The organism is Bacillus cereus group sp. BcHK124, assembly GCF_027712065.1.
In the GTDB taxonomy this organism is placed as follows: Bacteria; Bacillota; Bacilli; order Bacillales; family Bacillaceae_G; genus Bacillus_A; species Bacillus_A pacificus.
Genome location: NZ_JAQFPJ010000004.1, coordinates 215,587 through 241,336, shown reverse-complemented (window position 1 = coordinate 241,336; position 25,750 = coordinate 215,587). Strand labels below are relative to the sequence as shown.

The window sequence follows — 25,750 nt, the reverse complement described above, 5'->3', positions numbered from 1 at the left end:
TTCTTGACGCCCACTTCACTATTTTCCGATAATAAAACTAACTACTATAAAAGGGAATGAATCACAGATGCTAAATTTAGTACTTATGATGATTGAACGCGTCGGACTTATTGTTATTTTAGGATTTTTACTTTCGCATATTAAAACATTCAGGCGCCTTCTTCATAAGCAAGATGGTTATGTAGATAAGCTTAAGCTTATTTGTATTTTTTCGGTGTTTACAATTGTAAGCAATTACACTGGGATTGAAATAGCGGGTAATACGATTATGAATGAAAATTGGCTACAGGGTGTTTCTTCATCGAGCACAATCGCGAATACACGTATTATGGGTGTTGGAATTAGTGGATTGCTCGGCGGACCTATCGTCGGAATTGGAGTAGGATCAATTGCTGGTATTCACCGCTATATGCTTGGCGGGACGACGGCGCTAAGTTGTGCAATCTCTTCAATTTTAGCGGGCGTTATAACTGGTTATATCGGATACATTTTTAAAAAATATAACCGTACAATTACACCTAAGTTTTCAGCGGTTTTAAGTGTTTTTATCGTTTCTTTAGAAATGATTATGATCTTATTAATTGTAGAGGATGGAATGAGCATTGTGAAAACAATTGCGATACCAATGATCCTTGTAAATAGCTTTGGAAGTTTTATTTTACTTTCTATGATACAAGCTATATTGCGTCAGGAAGAGAACGCAAAGGCACTTCAGACTCATAAGGTATTGCGTATTGCAGATAAAACGTTACCGTATTTTCGCCAAGGCTTAACAGAAGAATCGTGTAAGCATGTGGCACAAATTATTCACCGCTTTACAGGAACAGATGCGGTATCCTTAACAGATACAGAGAAAATATTAGCTCATGTTGGATTAGCATCAGATCACCATATTCCTTCACATAGTTTAATAACTGGTTTGTCGAAAGAAGTGTTACACACAGGAAAAATAATGAAAGCAAAATCACGTGAGGTTATTAATTGTCAACATGAAGGCTGCCCTTTGCAAGCGGCGATTGTTATTCCACTAACTTCACATGGAAATACGATAGGGACATTAAAACTGTATTTCAAAAATCCTAACCAGTTAAGTCGTGTGGAAGAGGAATTAGCAGAAGGGTTAGCAAAAATATTCTCTACACAACTTGAATTAGGGGAAGCTGAGTTGCAAAGTAAATTATTGCAAGATGCGGAAATAAAGGCATTACAAGCACAAATTAACCCACACTTTTTATTTAATGCGATTAATACAGTATCAGCTTTATGCCGAACAGATGTAGAAAAAGCAAGGAAGTTATTATTACAGCTTAGTGTGTATTTCCGTTGTAATTTACAAGGGGCACGACAGTTATTGATTCCACTAGAACAAGAATTAAACCATGTACAGGCATACTTATCGCTAGAACAAGCAAGGTTTCCAAATAAGTATGAAGTAAAGGTGTATATTGAGGATGAGCTAAAGACAACTTTAGTACCACCATTTGTTCTTCAACTATTGGTTGAAAATGCATTGCGACACGCTTTCCCGAAGAAGCAACCAGTATGCCAAGTGGAAGTGCATGTTTTTGAAAAAGAGGGTATGGTTCATTTTGAAGTAAAAGATAATGGGCAAGGAATTGAGGAAGAACGTTTAGAACAATTAGGAAAGATGGTAGTTTCGTCCAAGAAAGGGACTGGAACAGCTTTATATAATATTAATGAACGTCTTATTGGGCTATTTGGAAAAGAAACGATGCTTCATATCGAAAGTAAATTAAACGAGGGGACAGAGATTACTTTTGTTATTCCAAAAAAAGTAGGGGAGGAAGAGCAGATTGTTAAAAGTACTAGTAGTTGATGATGAAATGTTAGCACGCGATGAACTAAAGTATTTATTAGAAAGAACGAAGGAAGTTGAGATAATTGGTGAGGCTGATTGTGTAGAGGACGCATTAGAAGAGCTAATGAAAAACAAACCAGATATTGTTTTCCTAGATATTCAGTTATCTGATGATAACGGATTTGAAATCGCGAATATATTAAAGAAGATGAAAAATCCACCTGCCATTGTATTTGCGACTGCCTATGATCAATACGCGTTGCAAGCATTTGAAGTAGATGCGTTAGACTATATTTTAAAGCCATTTGATGAAGAACGTATTGTACAAACATTAAAGAAGTATAAAAAACAAAAGCAGTCGCAAATAGAAACGAAGCAAGAAATAAAAGGGGCAGATGTAACGGCAGAGATGCATAAATTAGCATTACCAATTGAAGAATCAATTGTACTTGTAAATATTGAAGATATTATATATGTAGGGCTTGTGGATGGAAAAGTGACAGTAAAAACAATGAGGGACACATATATAACACACGATACACTTGTGATTTTGGAAAAGAAGTTGCCGCAAGCAAGTTTTATGCGTGTACATCGTAGCTTTATTGCAAATATTAATCATATTACTGAAATCCAGCCGTGGTTCAATTCTACGTATAATTTAATTATGAAAGAAGGATCAAAAGTACCTGTTAGTCGTACATATGCAAAAGAACTCAAGAAGCTGCTTCGTATTTAAGAAGCAGCTTTTGTATTTCATCCTTTTATATTTGTAACTGATTCTGTATATTTGACGTTCTGTTATGTAAACGCTTACCAAGGCGGGTATATCCTATACAATAAAGGTACCAAATCGAAAGAGGTGGCCAAAATGAGTACGAAAAAAGTATATAGTTTCTTATCACAAGCATTCATATTCTCAGCTATTATGTTAATTTCTAATATTATTGCAACACATTTACCAATTCCGATGCCTTCATCGGTAATCGGGTTAGTCATTTTATTTAGTCTATTATGTTTAAAGGTTATTAAATTGGAACAAGTTGAATCACTTGGAACAGCTTTAACAGGTATTATCGGATTCCTTTTCGTCCCATCAGGTATTTCGGTTATTAATTCTCTTGGTGTAATGGGACAATATTTTGTACAAATTTTAACTGTAATTGTTGTCGCGACAGTTATTTTACTCGCTGTAACAGGATTATTTGCACAATTTATTTTAGGAAAAGATGAAAAAGAAACAGAAGATACAAAAGAATTGAAAGTAGTAAATAAAGGACGCAAGCACGGAAAAGTTGCGTAACCATTTTAGTATATATTGTTAGGAGGGAATGAACATGGCAAGCACAATGACTCCATATTTCGGAATCGTCGTTTCATTAATCGCATACGGAATCGGAACATTATTATTCAAGCATTCAAAAGGGTTCTTCTTATTCACACCATTATTCGTAGCGATGGTATTAGGGATTGTCTTTTTAAAAGTAGGTAACTTTACTTTCGAAGAATATAATACTGGTGGAAAAATGATTAGCTTTTTCTTAGAGCCAGCAACAATCGCGTTTGCAATTCCATTATATAAACAAGTGGATAAGTTGAAAAAATATTGGTGGCAAATTTTATCAGCTATCGTGGTTGGATCTATTTGTTCAGTAATTGTCGTGTTCATTGTTGCAAAAGCAATTGGCCTAGATACAGCAGTAATGAATTCAATGTTACCACAAGCGGCAACAACAGCAATTGCGTTACCAATCTCTGAAAGTATTGGTGGTATACCAGCAATTACATCGTTTGCAGTAATCTTTAACGCAGTTATCGTATACGCATTAGGAGCGTTATTCTTAAAAACATTTAGAGTGAAACATCCAATTGCAAAAGGTTTAGCACTGGGAACAGCAGGTCATGCATTAGGAGTGGCAGTAGGAATTGAAATGGGTGAAGTAGAGGCAGCTATGGCAAGTATTGCTGTAACAGTAGTTGGAGTTGTAACGGTAGTTGTCATACCGATGTTCATGCCATTCATTGGATAGTAAAACTTACTTAAAAAATGAGAAAAGCAAGCTATTTGTAGGACAGATTTCTACTGATAGCTTGCTTTTTATGTTACAGTAGTGGTAAGACCTATTTTGAAAAAATGTAAGTTTCCTTAAATCTTTATTAATACTGTGTAGAATACGTTTTGAATTAGGTCATTGTATTGTAAAATAAGAAGTAAGCTACTATAGATCTGCTAAGGTAGGCGTATAATGAGCTTATAAAAATCTTAATATGAATGAATAATTAAAAGTAGAAAAGAGAGAAAAATCTACTTATTAACGTTTTACTTTATAGGACAGGAGAGAGTACTCGTCGATTATGCAAATAAAAAACCTGTTTCAAAGCAAAGGATTTCAGAGGTTACTCGTATTAGTAATACTTGCTCTCGTATTATATGGGCTGCAAAGTATGTTGAATTTAATATTAATTACGTTTATTCTTACGTATTTAATGGATCGATTCCAAAAGTTTATTTCTCGCAAATTAGACCACTTTATGCCCATTAATCGAAAGCTCATTATAGCATTTCTATATGTTATGTTAATTGGCGGAATTGCTATTACGCTATTTAAATATTTACCAGTATTAACGATACAAATTTCACAATTGATTTATCAATTTAACGTATTTTTAAGAAACCCACCGGACAGTGAATTAATTAAGTATGCAGTTAATGCTGTTAATCATATGGAACTTTCGAAGTATGTAGGACAAGGCGTTGACATTTTGTATAAATCGATTACGAATGTTGGGAAATTTGGCCTTCAAGTGTTACTTTCTTTAATTTTAAGTTTATTTTTCTTATTGGAGAAAGCTCGTATCGTTGCTTTTACTGCAAAATTTAAAGAGAGCAGACTTGCAATTTTCTATACTGAAATCGAGTACTTCGGTAAGAAATTTGCACGTTCATTCGGAAAAGTAATCGAAGCCCAATTTTTAATTGCAGTTGTTAACTGCGTTTTATCCGTTATTGCATTATGGATATTAGGATTCCCACAATTATTAGGTTTAGCGTTAATGATCTTCTTACTTGGTTTAATTCCAGTAGCTGGGGTTATCATTTCGTTATTCCCGCTTTGTATGATTGCTTACAATATCGGCGGTATTATGTACGTTGTTTATATTTTAGTTATCGTAACAGTCATTCATGCGCTTGAAAGTTACGTGTTAAATCCGAAGTTTATGTCGCAAAAAACAAACTTACCAATTTTCTATACGTTTATGGTATTAATCTTCTCGGAACACTTCTTAGGTGTATGGGGATTAATTATCGGTATTCCAATCTTCATTTTCTTATTAGATGTCTTAGATGTGACAAGTGATGAAATGGAGAAGGACGCTGGGAAAAAATAAAGTGAAGAGAAAAAAGCATCGATGTTCGATGCTTTTTCTTTTATAACATGATGTTTCTTATGCCATACTGTAAGGAGAAGATAGAATAGGGGTGAAAGAATGGCTGTAAATGAAAAGGTAGAATTAGCTACATTTGCTGGAGGGTGCTTCTGGTGTATGGTTTCGCCATTTGAAGAGATGGAAGGAATTATAAAGGTTGTTTCTGGCTATACAGGTGGTCATAAAGAGAATCCAACATATAAAGAAGTATGTTCAGAAACGACGGGACATTATGAGGCAGTACAAATTACATTTGATGCAAATAAAATGCCGTATGAAGAGTTATTAAATATATATTGGAGACAAATTGATCCGACTGATGTAGGTGGGCAATTCCACGATCGCGGACAGTCTTACGAAACAGTGATTTTTTATCATAATGAAGAACAACATAAAAAAGCAGAGGCTTCAAAAGAAGGGCTTGCAAGGAGTGGGCGCTTTTCAAAGCCGATTGCGACAAAAATATTGCCAGCTGCTACGTTTTATCTCGCAGAGGAATATCACCAAGGATATCATAAGAAAAATGAATTCCGCTACGAGTTATACCGTAAGGGCTCAGGGCGAGATGCGTTTATTAAGCAACATTGGCCAAAGGATAATGCTCATTTAAAGGAAAAACTGAATGAGATGCAATTTTATGTAACACAGGAAAATGGTACAGAACCACCATTTCGAAATGAGTATTGGAATCATAAAGAAGAAGGTCTTTATGTAGATATCGTTTCAGGTGAACCTTTGTTTACTTCTCTAGATAAATTTGATAGTGGATGTGGATGGCCTAGTTTTACAAAGCCAGTTATGTCAGCTAGTGTGAAGGAAAAAATGGATGTGAGTCATAATATGACGCGTACAGAAGTGAGAAGTAAGGAAGGAGATTCACATCTCGGGCACGTATTTCCAGATGGCCCAGGACCGAATGGACTTCGCTATTGTATAAATTCAGCAGCTCTTCGATTTATTCCAAAAGAGGAATTAGAAAAAGAAGGCTATGGTGATTTCCTAATCTTGTTTGGAAATAAAAAATAACCTCGCAATTAGCGAGGTTATTTTTTTGTTACTTTACTTTTTTCTTTTTAAACTTGCTTAATACTTCATAAACGATTGGAACAATAAGAAGTGTTAATAATGTTGAACTTGTTAATCCACCAATTACTGTTACACCAAGTCCTTTAGAAATTAAGCCGCTACCTTCAAATCCTAATGCGAGCGGGATAAGAGCACCGATTGTTGCAATTGCAGTCATTAAAATCGGGCGAAGGCGTGTTGCACCAGCCTCTAATAAAGCTTCACGTGTTGATAGACCTTCATTTTCTTTATGAATAACGCGGTCGATAAGCACGATTGCGTTTGTTACAACGATACCGATTAACATAAGGGCACCGATCATTGCAGAGACACTTAACGTTTCACCAGAGATTAATAAGGCAACAAGAGCTCCAATGATTGTAAATGGTAGCGAGAATAAAATTGCGAATGGTGCAAGAGCACCGCCAAATGTAACGACAAGAACGAAGTATACAATAGCAATCGCAGCTAACATCGCTAAGCCAAGTTGCTTGAATGATTCTTCAATATCTTTTGTAACGCCTCCCATAGAAACATCTACGCCAGAAGGAAGATCCATTTTATCTACTTCTTTTTGAACTGCGGCTGATGCTTTTGAAACGTCATCAGATGTTAGTTTTGCACTTACTTCCGCATAAACACGGCCATCGCGGTGTTTCACTGTATTCGAAGTTTCTCCTTCTTTTACAGTCATCACATCTTTTACAGCCACTTCATTACCAAGCGGCGTTGTAATTTTACGATTTGTTAAGTCATCGATTGTTTCATAATTTTGTTTTTCAGCTTCTACATATACATTGATATCTTTACCGTCTTTTTTAATTGTTGTCAGAACAGGGCGATCATGTTGATTAGAAAGTCCCATTCCAATTTGTGCAGCCGTTAGACCCATTTTACTTAGCTTTTCCTGATCTGCGACTAAAGTGTATTCTGCGTATGTTTTTGCAATACTAGAGTCTATATCTTTTAAGTCTTTGTTTTTCTTCATTATGTTTTGAATATCTTTTACGACAGGCTTAATGTCTTCTGAGCTATCTCCGTAAACGTATAACTTGATTTCGTTACTACCGCCACTTGCCCCGAAGTCTTGGTTTTTCCATTCACCTTTTCCAGACATCTTCTGTAAATCTTTAACGACTTGTTCTTTCTCTTTTTCGAAGTTTTTCGTGTCATTATCATATTGTACGAAGAACATTGCTTGATTTGATTGACCAGGACTCATTGGGTTTTCGCCACCTAATGAGAATTGAATTGTTTTGACGTTTTTATTATCTTGGAAGTGCTTCTCAGCTTTCGTTGCAATTTTTTCAACGTCTTCTAACGTTTGACCTGGTTCAGGGTTGTATGTTGCAATGATCATTTTTTCTTCTTCAGATGGTAAGAAACTTACACCAATGATTGGCACAAGTGCAAGACTACCAACTAATAGAAGGATAGCGATACTTGATGTAATAATTTTGTGATTTAAAGCCCATGCAAGTATGCGTTTATAAATATTTGCTAATTTACTTGGTTTTTCTTCATGATGTACTTCTTTTTCCCTCATGCTCTCTTTCTTAAATAAAGAGTGAGCTAGCATCGGTACGATTGTAACTGCTACTAGCAACGATGCTAATAAAGCGAAGACGATAGTTAAAGCGAATGGTAAGAACATTTCACCAATCATACCTTTTACTAGTCCAAGCGGTAAAAATACAGCAATTGTTACAATGGTAGAAGACATAATCGGAATAAACATTTCTTTTGTAGCTTCACGAATTAAATCTTTCCCGCGTAGTTTCTCTCCTGATAACGACATACGTCGGTAAATATTTTCGATAACAACAATGGAGTCATCCACAACGCGCCCGATAGCGACTGTCATTGCCCCGAGCGTCATAATGTTAAGCGTAATATCCATTTGTTTTATAACTAATACAGCAATTAATAAAGAAAGTGGTATGGAAACGACAGAGATTAATGTTGTTCGGATATTTCGTAGGAACAACATAATAATAACAATCGCAAAGATAGCACCAAAAATGGCTTTACTTAGCATTGTTTCTACTGATTTCTCAATAGGTGCACCTTGGTCGAATGTTGAAATAATCTCTAAGTCTTTATATTTTTTCTCAAGTTCTTTTACTTTATCTTTAACAGCATTTACAACATCAACTGTGTTCGCGTCAGCCGCTTTTACAATTTGAATTCCAATTGCTTCTTTTCCATTTGTTCGAGAAATAGATTCCGCTTTTCCGACTTCTTTAATATCAGCAATTTCGTCTAATGTAACTGTCGGAATCCCGTTGTTCATAGCGGCTGGATTCATTTGCGGCACTTGTGTACCAGCTCCGGCATTTTGACTACCTTGACCGCTTGCTGATGAAGGAACAGCAGGGATTTTTAATTCTTTTAATGCTTTCATTGTTGTAATATTTCCATCTACAACAACTGACTTTTCTGTGTCTTTAAATGTATATAAACCAAGTGGTAAAGATACGTCCGATCCTTTAATTACATTTTTTACAGTATCTTCACTTAAACCTAATTCTTTCATCTTATCTTTTTTGAAGACAAGTTGTACTTCATCTACTTGTTGACCTGAAATTTGAACAGATGCGACCCCATCAAGTCCTTTTAATCCTGGAACAACATTTTTTTCTACATTTTCAGTTAAGGTAGCTAAAGATTCATTTTTACTTGCTACGCTTAATGAAATTACAGGAAAGGCATTGAAGTTCACACGTGAAACTTTCGGGTCCTTTACGCCTTCTGGCAGTTTCACATTTGCGAGAGCTTCTTTTATTTCTGTTTCAGCCTTTTCCATATTTTTATCAAAATCATATTCTACCTGAATGGAAGATGCATTTTGAAAAGATGATGAACTAACAACGTTTACACCACTTAAATTTTGCAGTTGTTCTTCCATCGGTTTTGAAACTTTATCAGCTACTTCTTCTGGTGTAGCACCAGGATAAACCGTGGTTACTGTTACAACAGGTGTTGTAATATCAGGAATTGTTTCCAGCTTCATATTCAGCCCAGAATAAATACCTGCAATGGTAACGATAATGGTTAGTAGCCAAACTGCGAACTTATTTTTTAACGAAAAATTAATAATTTTGTTCATGTTTGCGCTCCCTTTGTATTATATTGACCAACTGGTCAGTCTAATACATAATATAACTGGCTGATTGGTCAGCCGTCAATGAAAAGGGATGGTATAATACATTCATAATAAGATGCGAGATTAAATTTAGGAGAGACATGATATGAAAGAAAAAGAGCGCTTAATTATAGAGATGGCTATGAAGTTATTTGCGACTAAGGGTGTAAATGCGACATCAGTGCAGGAAATTGTGACAGCTTGTGGCATATCTAAGGGAGCCTTTTATTTATACTTTAAATCAAAAGAGGAACTTTTATTAGCGACACTTCGATATTACTATGACAAGATTCAAAACAAAATGATGGATATTGAAAAAGAGTCGTTATTGCCACGTGAAAAATTTGCAAAACAATTGCATTGCCAGTTTAATGATATACAAAAGCATAAAGAATTTATTATTATGCATGCAAGGGAAAATGCGATTCCTTTTAATAAAGAAGTAGAAGAATTTATGATGCGGATGAAGTTAGAGTCTCACGCATTTTATCGGAATAGTTTACTGTCTATTTATGGTGATAAGGTTATGCCATATTTATTAGATTTAGTCATTATGGTAGAAGGCATATGCCGGGGATATTTAGAACTAATTATTTTACAAGCGCCAGAAATAGACTTATCTTACGTCTCGGCTTTTATTTTGAAAAGAGTGGATCATTTAGTAGATGGATTGGTAAAATCTTCAGAAGAACCTGTGTTACATGAAGAAAGGCTTGGAGAATTTCTTTGTAAATCAGAGCTTATTAAGGAGCAGGTTAAGGAACATTTTTTAAAAGAAATTATTGTGTTTAAACGTACTTTAGCGGATCAATTAGAAGATGAGGAATTGCTTGTTACATTAGATGTTTTGGAGGCAGAAATGAGGATGCAAAATCCAAGAATTCCGGTTATCCAAGGGATGTTGTTCAATTTAGAGGCATATCCAACTTTAAAAGAATTCCGTTTGAGGCTTATGGGCTATTACAATATAAAAAGGTAACAATGATAGTTTTCATTGTTACCTTTTTATTATTTAGGTCTTTCATCTGAATTCACTAGCTTAGAAGTATCGAAATTCCGTATTTCATTAGAGAAGTTAGTTAATCTTTGTTCGTAATCTCGTTTATTAGTAATCGGTTCAGTTGTAGCTAATTGTTTTACAATCCAATCATTTATATATCTGTAATAATGCGTTTGGTCAGACATATAATTAGAAAGATTATACGTAACTTCTTTTTGATCTTGGAAATCATAGAGTTTTACATTTTTTAGTTGTGCTAATTTAGTGTATACTTCTTTTTTAAATAACATATTTTCCTTTGTATGCTTTGAGTCGTTTTTATCCATAACTACGTGATATGTTACTGGATATGGCGCATAGAAAAATGTAAACTGTACTTCCGGGTTTTGTTTTACAAATTCAATAATATTAGAATCAAAAGATTTAAGCATTTGTTCATGATACCAACCATCGCTGATTGATTGATGAGGTGTTCCGTCAACAACCCTTTTAGCTATATCTACTGAGAAATTTGGCTCGTCATCTCCAAATTTGTATAGCCAGTGGGGATCCTGTGGAGATTTTGTTGGATCTAGTTTTAACTTCATATTCTGCAATGCTATTTTTCGAGAATACGGGCTAATTAAATATTGGATATCATTCAACTTATTTGTATCATACATGTAAGTTGGAAATGGTGAAGCACCTTCTGATACCCATTCAGGTTTTCCAGAGAATGAATATAAATTAAGCTCCCAAATAATATTTTTAACAGTTTTTGAATGCGTAGCTAACTGGGCTGTCATATTTTGTTCCCTAGCTGTTGAACCTGGAAGAGAGCCATTAAAGCTGGTAGTATGAAGTAATTTATTAGCGTCAGGTTCAAGGAAGTTTCTTCCCATAGAAGTTCCTACAAATAAGGTATCATAATCCATATGTTTAATAAGTCCAGGCATTTGATAGCGTTCAGTAGCATAAAAATAATCGTTCTTCTTAAATTTATATACATACAATGGGTCAAGCTTATAAACAATAGAGCAAACTATTCCAGATAAAATGAAAAGGAATATAATAAACCAACATATAAAACGTTTATACATATTTTTCACCTACGGTTATTAGAAATTAAAGTATAAGAATGAACTTACACGATTTAAATACATCAAAGAAAGTATAAACATGCTAGCTAATGCAAGAGCATAAATCGGTTTTGGACGGAAAGATTCTAATTTTTCTATAGAATTTTTTGTAAATAATACAATAGCGATTCCAATTGCTAGGTATAAAATAGTTTGGAAGTTAAAATGATCACCAGTCACTTGGAACGGGAATAAATTACAAATTGAATAAATTAAATTATCCATTATAGACACACCAGTTAATGTTTCTGGACGGAATTGAATAAGTGCTGTTTGGATGTGTAAGTAATTTACGTTGAACATGCGATTTAACATAGTTAATGCATCTTCTACAGAAGTAGCTCTGAAGAACACCCATGTTACATGTACAAATCCCATTGTTAAAATCCAAGCAATAAATTTAGGCATTTTTCCACCTAAGTTTTTAAATAATCGATGTATTACAATAGCTAATCCGTGTAAAACGCCCCAAATAACAAACGTCCATCCAGCGCCATGCCAAATTCCACTTATAAGAAAAATTGTAAATAAATTTAAATAAGTACGAATTTGCCCTTTTCGACTCCCACCCAATGGAATATATACATATTGGGTGAAAAATCGTCCTAATGTCATATGCCAACGTCTCCAAAAATCTTGAATACTTAAAGATTTATAAGGAGAGAAGAAGTTAATTGGTAGTATAATGTTGAATAACAACGCTGCACCTATTGCCATATCACAATATCCACTAAAATCAAAATACAGTTGTAATGTATACGCAAGTGATGAAACCCATGCATCGGTCGTAGATAGTTGATTTACATTGCTAAAGCCAAAATCAGCCCATTGTGCTAGTGAATCAGCAATTACTACTTTTTTAGTAAGACCAATTCCGAATATGTAAAGTCCTTTTGTAATGTTTTCAATATTCGGCCTTCTTTTAGATTCATCTTGAAATTGAGGGAGGACCTTACTATGATGGACAATGGGTCCTGCAATAAGTTGCGGGAAAAACGTTACGAACAAGCAAAAATCAATAAAATTAAACTTTGTTAATTCCCTCTTATAACAATCTACTAAAAAACCTATCTTTTGGAAGGTAATAAAACTAATGCCTAAAGGCAGTAATAACTTTAATAAAGGTACATCAGTTCCAAATAGGGTATTTATATTATCTAAGAAGAAATCAGAGTATTTAAAGTATCCCAGTAATGAGATGTTAAATACTAAACCAACTATTAAAAATACTTTTCGGGTTTTTTGATTGATTTTTTGTATAATTTGTTGGCCTATAAATGCGTTTGTAAATAATGAAACTCCTATTAGCAATAGGTATTTCACCTCAAAATATGCATAAAAGTAAAGGGACATACCTACTAAAAAAAGTTTCGCGAAATTTTTGTTAACTTTTTGCAATAGGAAATATCCAATTACTGCTATAGGCAAGAATAAAAGCATAAATTCAAAAGAATTAAAAAGCATAATATAGCCCCCAGCATTAATAAAATCTTACTCTATAAAAAACGTGACAACAGAGCAAGATGTTGTCACGCAAAGTATAGTATAGCATAAAATATGGATGAAAATCTTATATCTATTAATTTTTATTTTGAGACCATTCTTCTACATTCCAAACTTTTGTAATCCAATCTTCATAGAAGTCTGGTTCGTGACATACAAGGAGGATTGTTCCTTTATATGCTTTCATAGCCTTCTTAAGTTCTGCTTTTGCTGTAACATCAAGATGGTTTGTCGGCTCATCAAATAGTAGCCAGTTACTTTCTTCACCCATTAGTTTACATAAACGAACTTTTGCTTGTTCTCCACCACTTAATTGACTTAACGGGCGAGAAATATGTTCATTTTTTAATCCGCATTTTGCTAACATCGCACGAATTTGATGCTGGTCTAAGCCAGGGAATGTATTCCATACATCATCAATTGGTGTTATATTGTCAGCTTTAACCTCTTGCTCAAAGTATGCAGGCTCTAAGAAGTCCCCAAGGCTTGTTTTACCGCTTAAAGGTTTAATTTTACCTAAGATTGTTTTTAGTAACGTTGATTTACCAACACCATTACATCCAACGATAGCAATTTTTTCACCGCGTTCAATTGTCATTGATAGCTTTGGTAGTAGTGGATGTGTATATCCAATTTCTACATTTTCACCTTCAAAGACGAAGCGACTACTTGCACGACTTTCTTTAAATGAGAATTCAGGTTTAATTGCTGTTTCCGGGCGATCGATAAGTTCCATGCGGTCAAGTTGTTTTTGACGACTCTTTGCACGACCTGTTGTTGAATAACGGGCTTTGTTCTTTGCAATGAAATCTTCTTGCTTTTTGATAAACTCGCGCTGCTTTTCATAAGCGTTTATATGTTGATTTTTATTGATTTCTGCTAGTTCTAGGAATTTTTCATATGTCGCTGTATAGCGTGTCATTTTTGTGAATTCTAGATGGAAAATAACATCAACACATTTGTTCATAAATTCCGTATCATGAGAAATTAATAAGAATGCATGTGGGTATTCTTTTAAATAATTTGTTAACCAATGAATATGTTCAACGTCTAAATAGTTAGTAGGTTCATCAAGTAATAATACTTCTGGTTGTTCAAGTAATAGCTTTGCAAGCAATACTTTTGTACGTTGTCCACCACTTAGTGCTGAAACATCACGATCTAAACCAATTGCATCAATTCCAAGACCACGTGCAGCCTCTTCAATTTTCATATCTAGTAAATAGAAACCACCTGCTTCAAGTGCATCTTGTATTTCTGCCATTTGCTCAAGAAGTTCTTCTAGTTCTTCTGGTGTAGCAGTTCCCATTTTTTCTGTAACTTCATTTAAAGCTTTTTCTTTTTCAAATAGCGGTAAAAATGCATCCGCTAGTATGTCACGAATTGTACGTCCAGGCGTTAAAACCGTATGTTGATCTAAGTAACCGTAATGTGTGCCCGGTGTCCATTCTACACGACCTTGGTCATGAATAAGCTGACCAGTAATGATATTCATGAATGTTGATTTACCAACACCGTTTGCACCAACTAATCCAACGTGCTCACCTGCTAGTAATCGCATAGATACATCTTTAAATAATGTACGATCGCCAAATGTATGTCCTAATTTTTCAACTGTTAATAAGCTCATAGTATCCTCCGTCCAACTTGAAATAGTACCTTGAATCATGATACTAAATTCTGTGATATAATGCTATTATTTCAAAAAGGTACATTATTCATTTTCCGGATTTTTATAGATGAAATACAGAAAATCGGATGGATTATTATGTTTTTATATGTATATTATTGGGTGTTTTTTAATTTAAATGAACAAATGATAATTAAGGTATAAATATGTTGAAGTTAATTAGGTTACTGTATAATTTGTAGAGGTACTATATTTAATAGGGGAACCTGCTATACTAAGTGAAGAGAATTATGAAATATACACTAGAAAAAATAAAAAATTATATTAGTGCTTTACCGGATATCGTTATATATGTGGAAAATAGACAGATCTGGTTTAAATGGAAAGGTGAGCCCTTTCTTGAATGATGTAAAGTATCTATTATATAATATGAAACAATTTTAAATTCTTTTTATGGAGGTCAACAATGCCAAAAATTACGGTACTAATGCCTGTATATAATGGTGAAAAATATTTAAGAGAGTCTGTTGATAGTATTTTGAACCAAACTTTTACAGATTTTGAATTATTAATTATAAACGATGGATCAACAGATAGTAGTATGGAGATTTTGAATTCTTATAGTGATTCACGAATAAGAATAGTGACAAATGAAGTAAATTTAAGGTTGATTAAAACATTAAATAAGGGAATTGATTTAGCAACAGGAGAATATATTGCTAGGATGGATTGTGATGATATAGCAGATCCAAAACGTTTAGAAATTCAATTGCAGTATATGGAGAAGCATCCTGATGTTGCAGTTTGTGGAACGGGTGTTAAAGTTATAGGTCAGAATCGAAAACCGTGGCAAATTTCAGGCTCTTCAGAATTAATAAGAAATTGTTTGTATGTTCGAAGCTGTATGATTCATCCATCTGTGATGATGCGCACAGAATTTTTAAAAGAACACAACATTTATTATGATTTGAATTACTTACATGCTGAAGATTATGAGTTGTTCCAGAGATTAAGTGAGAAGTATAAAGTAATTAACTTAGAGGAGCCACTACTGAATTATCGTTGGTCAGAAACAAGTGTAAGTAGTCTTAATGCCTCCGATCAAGAGGTTATGGCCGCAAAGATTTCTACAGAGGCTTTATCTCGTATTGGAATTGAATTTAATCGCGTACCATTTGCAAGGGGTACATTAACGAAAGAAGAATTATTAGAAGTAAAACGCCAATTAGAAGAACAATATCATAAGGCTAACAAAGAGGATAAAAATATTAAGCAAATATTCCAATTTCTATGGCTTGATATGATTCTTAAAGGAACGAATCATGGTTTATGGAATATAAAAATGTTATTTTCTCCTAAATTTTGTTCTATTTTATTGATGGATAAAGGCCTCCTGACACGTATAATTGCGAAGAGTTTACTGAAGAAGTAATTGGAATCAACTCAATGTTGAAATATTATAATGAGAACAGTTTTTATAAGTTTAAAAATAAGAAAAGAGACGTGCTATTCAAAAGTGAATGGTACGTCTCTTTTTATTACGTCTTTAAGATTTTTTAAATTTAGATGTTAACTTAGAAAGAGCCATGAATAAGATTTCATCTTTTGTCAGGAATAACAACAGAGTATATGCAAGTCCATTTGTGACAACTAATGCTAGAAATAAAGGAATTGTTCCTGACACGTATAGTTGAACTGCATAAGAAATCGGAAAGAATGTAAGGGAATAGAATAAATATTTAAAGTTGGCCATCGTAAATAGGTGATAGTTTACCTTTAAATATTTTTTGATATAAAAATATATATACACAACAAGTAATAGCGTTGCAATTGTTGTTGTCAAAGTTGCTGTCGTTGGTGTAAATAAATTGATCTTTAGGAGTATTACTTTAAGTATAATATTTATAACCCCAAATATTAATAGCGCACGTACCAATATATGTTCTTTACGTTTAATGTACATAATTTGATTTCCAAGAATGGATTGGATACCTAATATAACCATGTAAACAGAAAAAATAGCCAATGTAGGTCCAGCAGCAGCATATTGTGCGCCGCCATAGATTACAACAATTAAATTCGAGACAATGATAATTCCTATAGCTGCTGGGAATAAGGTGATGAAATAAAGTTGAGATATTGTATTTAATAATTTATCATATGCTGTTTCATCATCACCTTCGGATAAGTAAGAAAGCCTTGGTAAGGTTACTTGTATAACGCTTAACATGAGTAAGTTAATAATAGACATAATTTGAAAAGCCATTACATAGAAAGAAACATATTTTTCGCCTACGTATTCTCCAAGGAAGAAGCGATCCAAGTGAGTATAAAGTATATGCGCATTTGAGAAGATGGCGATTAATAATAATGGTTTTAAATGTTTTTTGATAGTAATATTTGAAAAATCGAATTTTACAGTACGTCTTATATATATATAACTAATAATATTATTTAAGAAATTAGAAAGTACTAATAGTCCTGTAAATTGATAAAAATCTTGAGCAGTTTGTACAAAGATAAAAAGCATTACGACATAAATTAATTTTACAATGATGGTCTTTAATGTAATAAAGTCGAAATTTTCGTAGGCTTCATTTAGCCACTCTACATAAAAAATATTTGCAATAAAGTTAAATCCAAATATGAGGAGGATATAAAATAAACCTTTTTCCGCATATCCGAAGTAACTAAATAGTAAATATGCTCCAAATGTTAATAAATTCGTGAAGATACTTAATATAAATAAACTAGTAAATAATTGTTCAGATTTCTTTTTATTATCCTTAATGGCACTAATTTCTCTTAATCCATATTGATGGATGCCAAATACAGCAAAAATAAAGAAGTAAGTAAAAATTGTTTCAGAGAAGTTCACTTTCCCCATCGAAGAGGCACCTAGTGTACGATAAGCATAGGGGCCAACAAGAATTGGAAGTATGACATTGAAAATGTTTAGTAAAATTTTGTATATAATATTTTTAGCAATTGATTTTTGCATAATAGAACCCTTCTAAATATATTTTTAATTTTGTAATGAACCAAAATATTTATTCTAAAATTTTAAAAGTAAAAACAAGAACATCTGTATAAGTTTACCGCATATAAACTTTGTAAATCAACTTTTTATATTATTTATAATGTGTATAAAAGGTAGTTATTCTGTTTGGAGCTGTATACTTGGAATAATAGGTAGTCTATTATGGGAGGCTTTGATTAAGAAATATAATTATTGATTATTTATATCGCTATATGGAGTAACTCCTATAGATTTAACAATTATTTTTTCGCTTTCTGTATCATCCAAATATTGTTTCACTACTTGGATTTTTTCTGTTGAAGAAAATTGAGCCATAAAAAATGCACTCCACTTGTTAGAATATGTCTAACAAGTGGAGTGCCCTTCAATTCTTAATATGAAATTAAGAGGCTTTTGTATTAAGAATTGAAATGATAGGTTATTCTTTTTCTGTCTCCGTTGCATTTAATTTTTGCTTTAGTAACGCATAATCTTGCGTTAATGTTACAAGTTGATGATGTTGTTTAGAAATTTTTCTTGTTAGGTCAAAAATTAAGATGAAACAGAATAATAATCCAAATAAAAATAAAATGGAAGGGGGATATTCTACTTTTAATAGTTTTCCAATCCAGTTTATAATTTTATCGGTAGAACTTAAAATAGCCATTGCAATACAAACAAAAATCCACAAAACAGCATATTTCGTTTCTAAAGTTCCGCGACGAATAGAATTAATAATTAATAATAATAATAATAAAATAAAGATGAATGAAAAGGTAATTATAGGCATTTATTATCAACCTTTCACGATTTTTTGCATCAATATAGCAAGACTTACCTTAATCATGTAATATGCAGATTTAAAAGGTGTGATAGAAGATTGTCCACCTTGTCGCTCTTGCATATTTACAGATATTTCATTAATGCGAAGTTTTTTCTTTTTTAAATGAATAAGAACTTCTGGTTCTGGATAATCTTTTGGATAATTGTGTGCAAAAATTGTAATTACTTCTCGATTGATAGCACGATATCCAGAAGTTGGATCCATAAATGTTTGTTTTGTTAGTACTTTCAATAGGGCAGTAAAATAAAAAATACCGATTCTTCTGGAAATACTACCTTTATATGCTGTTTTTTCTGTAAAACGTGACCCTAGTACCATATCGCATTCATCTTCAGCGATAGGCTTTATAATTTTATATAAATCATCTGGGTTATGTTGTCCATCAGCATCGAACTGAATCGCAATATCATATCCATTCTCATATGCGTATTTATATCCAGTTTGTACAGCTGAGCCAATACCTAGATTATAGGGTAAATTCACAAGGTGAACAGGAAATTCTTTTACGATTTGAGCTGTTTTATCGTGTGATCCATCATTAATAACGCAAATGCTTAATCCAGTAAAATGCTGTTTTAGTTTTAATAATCTTGTTAATGTATCTGCAATTGCTTCTTCCTCGTTATACGCTGGAATAATAATTAACGTTTTTGGTATTGAAATTGGTACTTCAATAGTCATTACCGCACCATCCCTTATATACTTAATCATATTATGGTTATTTTTAAACGAACTTTATTTAATATACCATTAACAGTATAACAAAATAAAGGAAAAGCTGGTGCATGTTTTAAGAGAACAGATTGAGAATAAAAGGATAAGAGAGAATATTTTGTATAAAAAATACATGCAAGGAAGAAAGAACCTATGCATGTATATGGAAGAGTATCGTATTAAATATTCCAAGGTTTATTTAAAGTTAAAACCTCAGCCATTTCTTTACTTTTTAAACGTCCTTTTTTTCTATTTTCCGCGCGTTCTGAACCGGTTGTGTGTAACCAATGTTCTTCCTCAGTTTCAGGAAGTACTTGTGGTACGGACGAAGGTTTTCCATCTTTTATTGCCACAAATGTAATGAAGCAAGTGGCGGCAATTCTACGCTCGCCTGCTAATAAATTTTCTGCGATTACTTTTACGAAAACTTCCATTGAAGATTTCCCTGTATAACATACAAATGCTTCATAACAAACAGAATCAGCTTGGTGAATTGGGGTTAAAAAATCAACTGAATCAATAGATGCTGTTACGCAATGTTTACGACTATGTCTTGCAGCCGCAATTGAAGCAATACTATCAATTTCTGCTAATAATTTCCCTCCAAAAAGTGTTTGGTGATTATTTAAATCGTTAGGAAAAACACGTGTTGTTTTAATTGCTTTTGATTCTCGCATGAATTTCTTTTCCATATATTCAGCCCCTATAGTCTGTTTTCAATCAGAATAATATGTGTAAGTGGATTACTCATATTAGATATTTAATAAAGTAAAGCGTATTCCAAAAGAGGATTATTTAAACTTCTGTATTTGTATTCATGTAACTAAAAGAAAATTTATTTTATCTAAAATGTAGTGTAAAAGAGGATTCGCTTACATTGCAAGTAAAAAGTAATGACTATATATTTGTCATAGAAATTCCCTATCAGCCGTGTACCCATTCATGATAGAATCGTTTTGTTATGAATGGAAATAGAGGTGCAATGGACATATGAATCATATACAAACAAATTTTTCATCTTTCTTCAATAAAATTACGATTGGTGCGATGCTCGCATTTTTTGTTTATAGTTGTTGGACAGCATTTGAGACAAGTAAGCAATTTTTTGGAGGAAGTACAACAAGTGTAACAATCATATTGGCAATTTTCGTCATACTCATTTTGTTAGTGGCATCAATTCTACAATATCGTTTTACAGACAAACAATTTCTTATTTTTCTTATAAGTGTATCTATACTTGTGAGGCTTAGTATGCTGTTATTTGTAGACGCTCCAATAATTGGTGATATGAAAGTGATGTATGAGTCTGCAAAGGAGATTGCAATTGGTAATAATATAGGGACTGTAACTCATTTGCCGTTTATTATATATGAGTCAGTAATTATTCGTATATTTGGTAATACATTATTTGCTTTGCAACTATTTAATGTGTTATTTTGCGCAGGAACTGCACTTTTTATTTATCGTATTGCGGCAATGGTTTTTGGAGAAGAATGCGGTCGTATTGCTTCCACATTTTATGCTCTGTATATTCCAAATATATTCATGAGTTCCGTATTAACTCCTGAGTCACTTGCAATGTTTTTATTTTATTTTGCTTGCTACATACTTTTATATAAAGGATTAGATCATCCTTATATGTGGGTGTTTTCAGCGATTTTATTTGCATGTAGTAATATGATTTTCCCAATGGGATTATTTCTTCCTATTTTTATCACGATATATGTATTATTAATTGAAGTGTTTCAATCAGCAACGAAACAAAAAGTGTTACTAAAGACGATAGGGATACTTATTCTGTTTTATAGTGCTCATTTTAGTGTGAATTATGGAATTAAGACAATGGGACTGTCACAATATACGATTACGAATGAGACGTATGTTCAATCTGTCTTAATTGGAAAAACGCAACGTGAGGAAAAAGTATCGAAAAATCAAAGTGTAACAGAGCATATTGATCAAAAGTTAAAAGAGATTGAGGGAGAAAGATTTAAACTTTTAGAACCGGTGATAAATCAGTTTTCAGATGAGGGAATAAATTCTATTCTTTTTAAATGTGAAAAACTGATATATATAGCGGTAACATTATTTATGACTATAGCTCTATTACACTTCCTTATTAAGAAACAACAAAACGAGGGATATATGTTGTTCTTATTGTTAATTAGCGGGTACGTATTGTTAAAGCTCTTCCAAGTCGATATGGCATATTATAATCTTATTGTGCCAGCATTGTTTATTTTGCAAAGCTTTGGTGTTTATATGAGTTATGTGTATTGTCAAAAAATATTCTTTAGAAAATAAAAAGAATCCAAATTGGATTCTTTTTTTTTGATGGAAGATGAATACTAAGAGCTAGTAGAGATAAAAAATCTCTACTGTAATCGCTCTATCGGTTCAGTTCTAGTTGTAAACTATCAGCTGTTAGAGCCATTTTTGAGGAATCGTCTTGAATTCCTTTCATTACTTGTGAAATGGTTTCTAACTCATTTTCAATTTTTTTATTCTGTTCTTTTGAGTTAGACATGTCTTTTACGATTTCTTGGAAGTATTGATCCGTTGCAGACATACTATCAGTTCCTTCAGATACGAGAGAGCTAATTTGTTTCACGGAAGAAGAGACACGAACAATCTGTTCATTTGTTTTTTCAACGAGCTTTGTAACGTTAAATATAGATTCTTTCGTTTGCTCTGATAACTTTCTAATTTCTCCAGCTACAACAGAAAAGCCTTTGCCAAATTCCCCAGCACGCGCAGATTCAATTGCAGCGTTTAGTGCGAGTAAATTTGTTTGCTCGGCAATTGATTTTACAATATCTATAATTTCGTTAATTTTGTTAGAAATATCGAGAAGTTCATGTGTATCTGTAATAATCGTTTCCATGTTCGTTTGAATGTATTCCATTCGTTTATTTTGCTCATTTAATTGTTCTTTACCTTTATTTGCTTTTTCTTCTGATGTTGTAGCTAATGACGTACCTGTTTTAGCAATTTCTACAATCGTTTCAGATTTAGCGGTTAACTGCTGAATAGAAGCACTTGTTTTTTCAGATACAGATGCTAGTTCTGTTGCAATATGCGTAATGGTCATAGCTGTTATTTCTTTTTCTTTTTCAAGTTCTTTTTGCATTCTTTCATATTCAGATTCATAAGACGCAATAACGAGTTCTTGTTCAAGAGTAAGTAATTTGTTTATTACGTTTATAGAATAAGAAAAATCGTCAATTGTTGTAATTTTCGTTTTTAAAATCTTCATGATAGAGCGGAATAATTCTTGATAAGCGGCAGTATACCATTTTCTATGTAACCCAATTTGTACATGTCTTTTTGCAATTCTAACACGTTGTTCAATAAAGTTTTCATGCATATCTCCGCTAAATAATTCTTTTATATGTGTTTTTAAAGTTTGCTTTAGTTTTGGAATAGAGCTATAACGTTCGATAATCGTAATTAAATTAGGCTGTTTTGTAATATTGGAATAGAATTTTTCAGTAATCCAATCAATTTCTTCATAAATAAAAGGCTGTAGTACCTTTACGATTTGTAAATCTTCTTTTGAAATATGTAGCATATCCATTTGAATTTTCAGTTCAGAATTAGTAGGAACGTTAAAAGTGATTTGTTGATTCTTACTTAATTCAAGTATACTTACGTTTGTTGTATTGTTATGTTTTTTAAAAACCCCAAGCATCGTTCTTCCCCCTGTTTGTAAAGCGTTTTCATTTTTTGGTTCTAATATAATTATATATATTTATATACAATTACTCTATATTAGTGTGTAGAATAGTATATAAATTAAGAGAATTCCATATAGAATTCTCTTAATGACCTTTATTAATTTTAGCATGTGTTTTAAAGAAAACTGGGAAATGTACATTATATATGACAGTGACAACACGAATAATGAATGTTACTAATAAACAAACATAGAAAGCCAATACGTGTGCCCCCATTGCATATGTGATTAGGAAACTAATTGCCCCTAAAATAGAAGCGATGGCGTAAATTTCTTTTCGGAATACGTAGGGGATATCTTGAGCGCAAATGTCACGCAAAATACCGCCTCCAATACCTGTAATGACTCCCATTGAAACAACTAAAAATGAGGCGTCAACATGATGTGACATTGCCGCATTTGCACCAATAGCTGTAAAAACGCCTAAACCAACAGCATCAGAAAGCATAATAACAACTTGAAGTTTATTGATACGCTCAAAAAACATACAAGTAAATAATGCTGATAATACGCTTACGAAAAAGTAAATGGGTTTAACAAATGCGACGGGAGGCAGGTTACCGATCATAATATCACGAATAATACCGCCGCCGAGCGCAGTAGCTACAGCTAAACAAAGGACACCGAATAAATCTAAATCTTTTTTTAAACCAACTAATGTACCAGAAATGGCAGCGGCGATAATGCCAAGAAACGTAAATATATCGATTAATAACATGGCCTTAATCCCTTCCTCTTAAAGATGTTCCAGAGAAAAAATATACACTAAAGTATTGGAAATAACAATTACTTTTCGCTACATGTAGAAAAACGGATAAAATACATAAAGAAAGCGTTTGAAAATGTTTGGAAAATAGCTATAAAGTAATTTGAAAAAGATATGAAAAGATTAATTTTACATTTTTTTGGTGTTACCTATTTGGTAAAATGTTACAATGATAGGTATGTTGTTTACATCTGTATAAAATGATAAAAAAATATGTATATACTGACAAAAATAAGGGGATGGTTGTTAGATAGCTTTTGTAAAAATAGGGAGTATAGCGAAAGGACAGTAATTTCTATTACTGATTAATACTTGTCCTGGCTAGTTTTAGCTGGAAAAATAGTTCTCGATTTGAATATGAGTTATGTTATAATTGCTAGGTGTGTTTGAATGATAAAAAATTATGATTAAAAGATAATGTTAAGATTTTGTATGGAGGTCTTGGAATGTTAGCAAATCAAGCTAGGGTTAGATTTGAGCGTTTTTTGCTCTTTTTTATTATTTTACAGCCTGTTTTAGATTTATTAACGTCTCTTAGCATCACTTTATTAAAGTCAAGTGCTACTGTTGGAATTTTAGTAAGATTCCTTATTATGGCTGTGGGTAGTATTTACATTTTAATTCAGGCAAAAGAGAAGGGAAATAGAAAGTTTTTAATTTATCTTATATTACTAGCCGGAGTTTTAGGGGTAGGATTTATTAATAACAAACTAGTTAAGAATCCTATTGTACTTGGTGAAGAAGTTAAATTCGTTGCGAAAGCATTATATATATATATCATGCTGGGATCATACATTTTAGCTTTAAAATCATTGAAAAAGAAAGTTAATATTAGTGATAAGGTTCGAAATAGTATTGTATATTCTACATTAATCATTAACGCAATTATGGTTATTTCTATTTCAACATCTACTGACTTTGGTAGTTATGAATGGATGAAGGTGGGTTCTCGAGGTTGGTTCTATGCAGGGAATGAACTAGGTTCAATCTTAGCCATTATTTTCCCTATTGTGGTACTATATTCTATTCAAAAAACAAAGAGCTGGAAACACGTTTTATATTGGATTCCATCGCTTTTAATGATTTACTCATTAATTCAGGTCGGTACGAAAGTAGGAATGGGCTCAATTGGTGCTACGTTAGCGGCAGCAATCGGGATCATTGTACTACAATTATTATTTGATAGAAAAAATCCGAACAAAAAATCCCTTGCGCTTAATGCAGTAATTGCTATTGTCCTATTAGCTGGTGTAGTTGGAACGTTTAAACAAACGCCATTAGCACAAAATATGGGCATTCACAATAACTATTTATCAGAGCAAAATGTGGCACAGCAAGGTCAAAAAGAAAAAGAAATTAAAGAGAAGCTGAAAAAAGAGCAAGAACTTAAAGCAAAAGAAGAAAATCATCATAAAGTTGAAAAGCCAGAAGAAAAGGCAAAGATAGAAGAGGAAGTTAAGAAAGAGCTTGAGAAAGAGCAAAAGAAAGAAAATCAAGAAAATCTTATTTTCAGCGGACGTCAAGTATATGAAGAAAGACATAAGCAGTTCTTTAAAGAAGCGCCAACGTCACAAAAGTTATTAGGAATGGGTTATGCAGGTAATTTTAAATATAATGAACAAAAGCAGCCAGATCCAAAGCTAATTGAAATGGACTTCCATGATTGGTTTTATGACTTTGGGATTATTGGTTTTGCATTACTAATGATTCCATTTATTTATTACGGCTTAAGAATCCTACTAGTATTTATTACAAGGTTTAAAGAGATATTTAATATAAAATATGGAATGATTGCAGCAAGCTTATTGTTAGCATTAGGTATTGCTTATATTGCAGGACATATTTTAACAGCACCAGGAGTTGGGATCTACTTTGTAGTGGTGTTAGCTTATCTAATTGTAGACTTAGAAATTGAATGATCAAAATAAAAGCTAACTTTTGTTAGCTTTTATTTTTTAGTACAGT

At 32.8% G+C, this 25,750-nt stretch carries 21 protein-coding genes and 1 pseudogene; 10 read left to right on the top strand and 12 right to left on the bottom strand.

Annotated elements, in window-relative coordinates:
- Positions 1-67 precede the first annotated feature (67 nt).
- The 6 genes from lytS (at position 68) to msrB (ending at position 6,271) form a co-directional block, all read left to right on the top strand.
- Positions 68-1,837, top strand: coding sequence for a two-component system sensor histidine kinase LytS (gene lytS, locus PDK19_RS09535; RefSeq protein WP_000933578.1), 1,770 nt, complete (start codon positions 68-70; stop codon positions 1,835-1,837).
- The gene (locus tag PDK19_RS09530) at positions 1,815-2,555 is read left to right on the top strand and encodes a LytR/AlgR family response regulator transcription factor (protein ID WP_000921835.1); all 741 of its coding nucleotides are present in this window, start codon (positions 1,815-1,817) and stop codon (positions 2,553-2,555) included. Before lytS ends, PDK19_RS09530 begins: the two co-directional genes overlap by 23 nt.
- Positions 2,556-2,687: 132 nt before the next feature.
- Positions 2,688-3,119: an antiholin-like murein hydrolase modulator LrgA gene (gene lrgA / locus PDK19_RS09525; protein ID WP_000104901.1), complete on the top strand. Its 432-nt coding sequence runs from the start codon at positions 2,688-2,690 to the stop codon at positions 3,117-3,119.
- A 34-nt stretch (positions 3,120-3,153) separates the two neighbouring features.
- The gene (lrgB, locus tag PDK19_RS09520) at positions 3,154-3,846 is read left to right on the top strand and encodes an antiholin-like protein LrgB (RefSeq protein ID WP_000168869.1); all 693 of its coding nucleotides are present in this window, start codon (positions 3,154-3,156) and stop codon (positions 3,844-3,846) included.
- 325 nt (positions 3,847-4,171) lie between these two features.
- Positions 4,172-5,206 carry an AI-2E family transporter gene (locus tag PDK19_RS09515; RefSeq protein WP_001166015.1) on the top strand — a complete coding sequence of 345 codons (1,035 nt, stop codon included), beginning with the start codon at positions 4,172-4,174 and terminating at the stop codon, positions 5,204-5,206.
- Positions 5,207-5,305: 99 nt separating this feature from the next.
- Positions 5,306-6,271 (top strand): peptide-methionine (R)-S-oxide reductase MsrB, encoded by a 966-nt coding sequence (msrB, locus tag PDK19_RS09510; RefSeq protein ID WP_049114185.1) that lies wholly within the window; start codon positions 5,306-5,308, stop codon positions 6,269-6,271.
- A 28-nt stretch (positions 6,272-6,299) separates the two neighbouring features.
- Here msrB and PDK19_RS09505 read toward each other — a convergent pair whose 3' ends face one another.
- Positions 6,300-9,419 carry an efflux RND transporter permease subunit gene (locus PDK19_RS09505; protein ID WP_001033529.1) on the bottom strand — a complete coding sequence of 1,040 codons (3,120 nt, stop codon included), beginning with the start codon at positions 9,417-9,419 and terminating at the stop codon, positions 6,300-6,302.
- Between the two features lie 142 nt (positions 9,420-9,561).
- Here PDK19_RS09505 and PDK19_RS09500 point away from each other — a divergent pair, with 142 nt between their 5' ends.
- Positions 9,562-10,434 carry a TetR/AcrR family transcriptional regulator gene (locus PDK19_RS09500; protein WP_000659619.1) on the top strand — a complete coding sequence of 291 codons (873 nt, stop codon included), beginning with the start codon at positions 9,562-9,564 and terminating at the stop codon, positions 10,432-10,434.
- 29 nt (positions 10,435-10,463) lie between these two features.
- On the opposite strand, the gene PDK19_RS09495 is transcribed toward PDK19_RS09500, so the two are convergent.
- The 3 genes from PDK19_RS09495 to PDK19_RS09485 all read right to left on the bottom strand — a co-directional run bounded on the left by PDK19_RS09495 (position 10,464) and on the right by PDK19_RS09485 (position 14,706).
- Positions 10,464-11,534: a hypothetical protein gene (locus PDK19_RS09495; RefSeq protein ID WP_000278073.1), complete on the bottom strand. Its 1,071-nt coding sequence runs from the start codon at positions 11,532-11,534 to the stop codon at positions 10,464-10,466.
- A gap of 18 nt (positions 11,535-11,552) precedes the next feature.
- The gene (locus tag PDK19_RS09490; RefSeq protein WP_000898525.1) at positions 11,553-13,037 is read right to left on the bottom strand and encodes an MBOAT family O-acyltransferase; all 1,485 of its coding nucleotides are present in this window, start codon (positions 13,035-13,037) and stop codon (positions 11,553-11,555) included.
- Positions 13,038-13,152: 115 nt separating this feature from the next.
- Complete coding sequence (locus PDK19_RS09485; protein ID WP_000055406.1) at positions 13,153-14,706, bottom strand: ABC-F family ATP-binding cassette domain-containing protein; 1,554 nt, start codon at positions 14,704-14,706, stop codon at positions 13,153-13,155.
- Between the two features lie 466 nt (positions 14,707-15,172).
- Between PDK19_RS09485 and PDK19_RS09480 the strand changes: the two genes are divergently transcribed.
- The gene (locus PDK19_RS09480; protein WP_001124451.1) at positions 15,173-16,138 is read left to right on the top strand and encodes a glycosyltransferase family 2 protein; all 966 of its coding nucleotides are present in this window, start codon (positions 15,173-15,175) and stop codon (positions 16,136-16,138) included.
- Positions 16,139-16,252: 114 nt separating this feature from the next.
- Here PDK19_RS09480 and PDK19_RS09475 read toward each other — a convergent pair whose 3' ends face one another.
- From PDK19_RS09475 to PDK19_RS09455, 5 genes are all read right to left on the bottom strand, one after another.
- The gene (locus PDK19_RS09475; protein WP_001172389.1) at positions 16,253-17,707 is read right to left on the bottom strand and encodes an oligosaccharide flippase family protein; all 1,455 of its coding nucleotides are present in this window, start codon (positions 17,705-17,707) and stop codon (positions 16,253-16,255) included.
- Positions 17,708-17,935: 228 nt separating this feature from the next.
- On the bottom strand, positions 17,936-18,061 hold the full coding sequence (locus tag PDK19_RS09470; RefSeq protein ID WP_000046732.1) for a hypothetical protein: 126 nt from the start codon (positions 18,059-18,061) through the stop codon (positions 17,936-17,938).
- Between the two features lie 103 nt (positions 18,062-18,164).
- On the bottom strand, positions 18,165-18,515 hold the full coding sequence (locus tag PDK19_RS09465) for a DUF2304 domain-containing protein (RefSeq protein ID WP_001121775.1): 351 nt from the start codon (positions 18,513-18,515) through the stop codon (positions 18,165-18,167).
- A gap of 6 nt (positions 18,516-18,521) precedes the next feature.
- The gene (locus tag PDK19_RS09460; RefSeq protein ID WP_000151538.1) at positions 18,522-19,250 is read right to left on the bottom strand and encodes a glycosyltransferase family 2 protein; all 729 of its coding nucleotides are present in this window, start codon (positions 19,248-19,250) and stop codon (positions 18,522-18,524) included.
- 212 nt (positions 19,251-19,462) lie between these two features.
- Positions 19,463-19,975: an acyl-CoA thioesterase gene (locus tag PDK19_RS09455; protein WP_000412121.1), complete on the bottom strand. Its 513-nt coding sequence runs from the start codon at positions 19,973-19,975 to the stop codon at positions 19,463-19,465.
- Positions 19,976-20,273: 298 nt separating this feature from the next.
- Here PDK19_RS09455 and PDK19_RS09450 point away from each other — a divergent pair, with 298 nt between their 5' ends.
- Positions 20,274-21,587 (top strand): ArnT family glycosyltransferase, encoded by a 1,314-nt coding sequence (locus PDK19_RS09450; RefSeq protein ID WP_001015644.1) that lies wholly within the window; start codon positions 20,274-20,276, stop codon positions 21,585-21,587.
- Between the two features lie 85 nt (positions 21,588-21,672).
- Here PDK19_RS09450 and PDK19_RS27400 read toward each other — a convergent pair whose 3' ends face one another.
- From PDK19_RS27400 to PDK19_RS09440, 3 genes and pseudogenes are all read right to left on the bottom strand, one after another.
- Positions 21,673-22,479: a methyl-accepting chemotaxis protein gene (locus PDK19_RS27400; protein ID WP_369805093.1), complete on the bottom strand. Its 807-nt coding sequence runs from the start codon at positions 22,477-22,479 to the stop codon at positions 21,673-21,675.
- Positions 22,477-22,854, bottom strand: a pseudogene (locus PDK19_RS27395) (protoglobin family protein); the annotation flags it as partial. The pseudogene PDK19_RS27395 and the gene PDK19_RS27400, both read right to left, overlap by 3 nt.
- A 250-nt stretch (positions 22,855-23,104) precedes the next feature.
- Positions 23,105-23,737, bottom strand: a complete 633-nt coding sequence (locus PDK19_RS09440; RefSeq protein ID WP_000924376.1) for a trimeric intracellular cation channel family protein — start codon at positions 23,735-23,737, stop codon at positions 23,105-23,107.
- Positions 23,738-24,231: 494 nt separating this feature from the next.
- Between PDK19_RS09440 and PDK19_RS09435 the strand changes: the two genes are divergently transcribed.
- Positions 24,232-25,704, top strand: a complete 1,473-nt coding sequence (locus PDK19_RS09435; RefSeq protein WP_000880773.1) for an O-antigen ligase family protein — start codon at positions 24,232-24,234, stop codon at positions 25,702-25,704.
- Positions 25,705-25,750 lie beyond the last annotated feature (46 nt).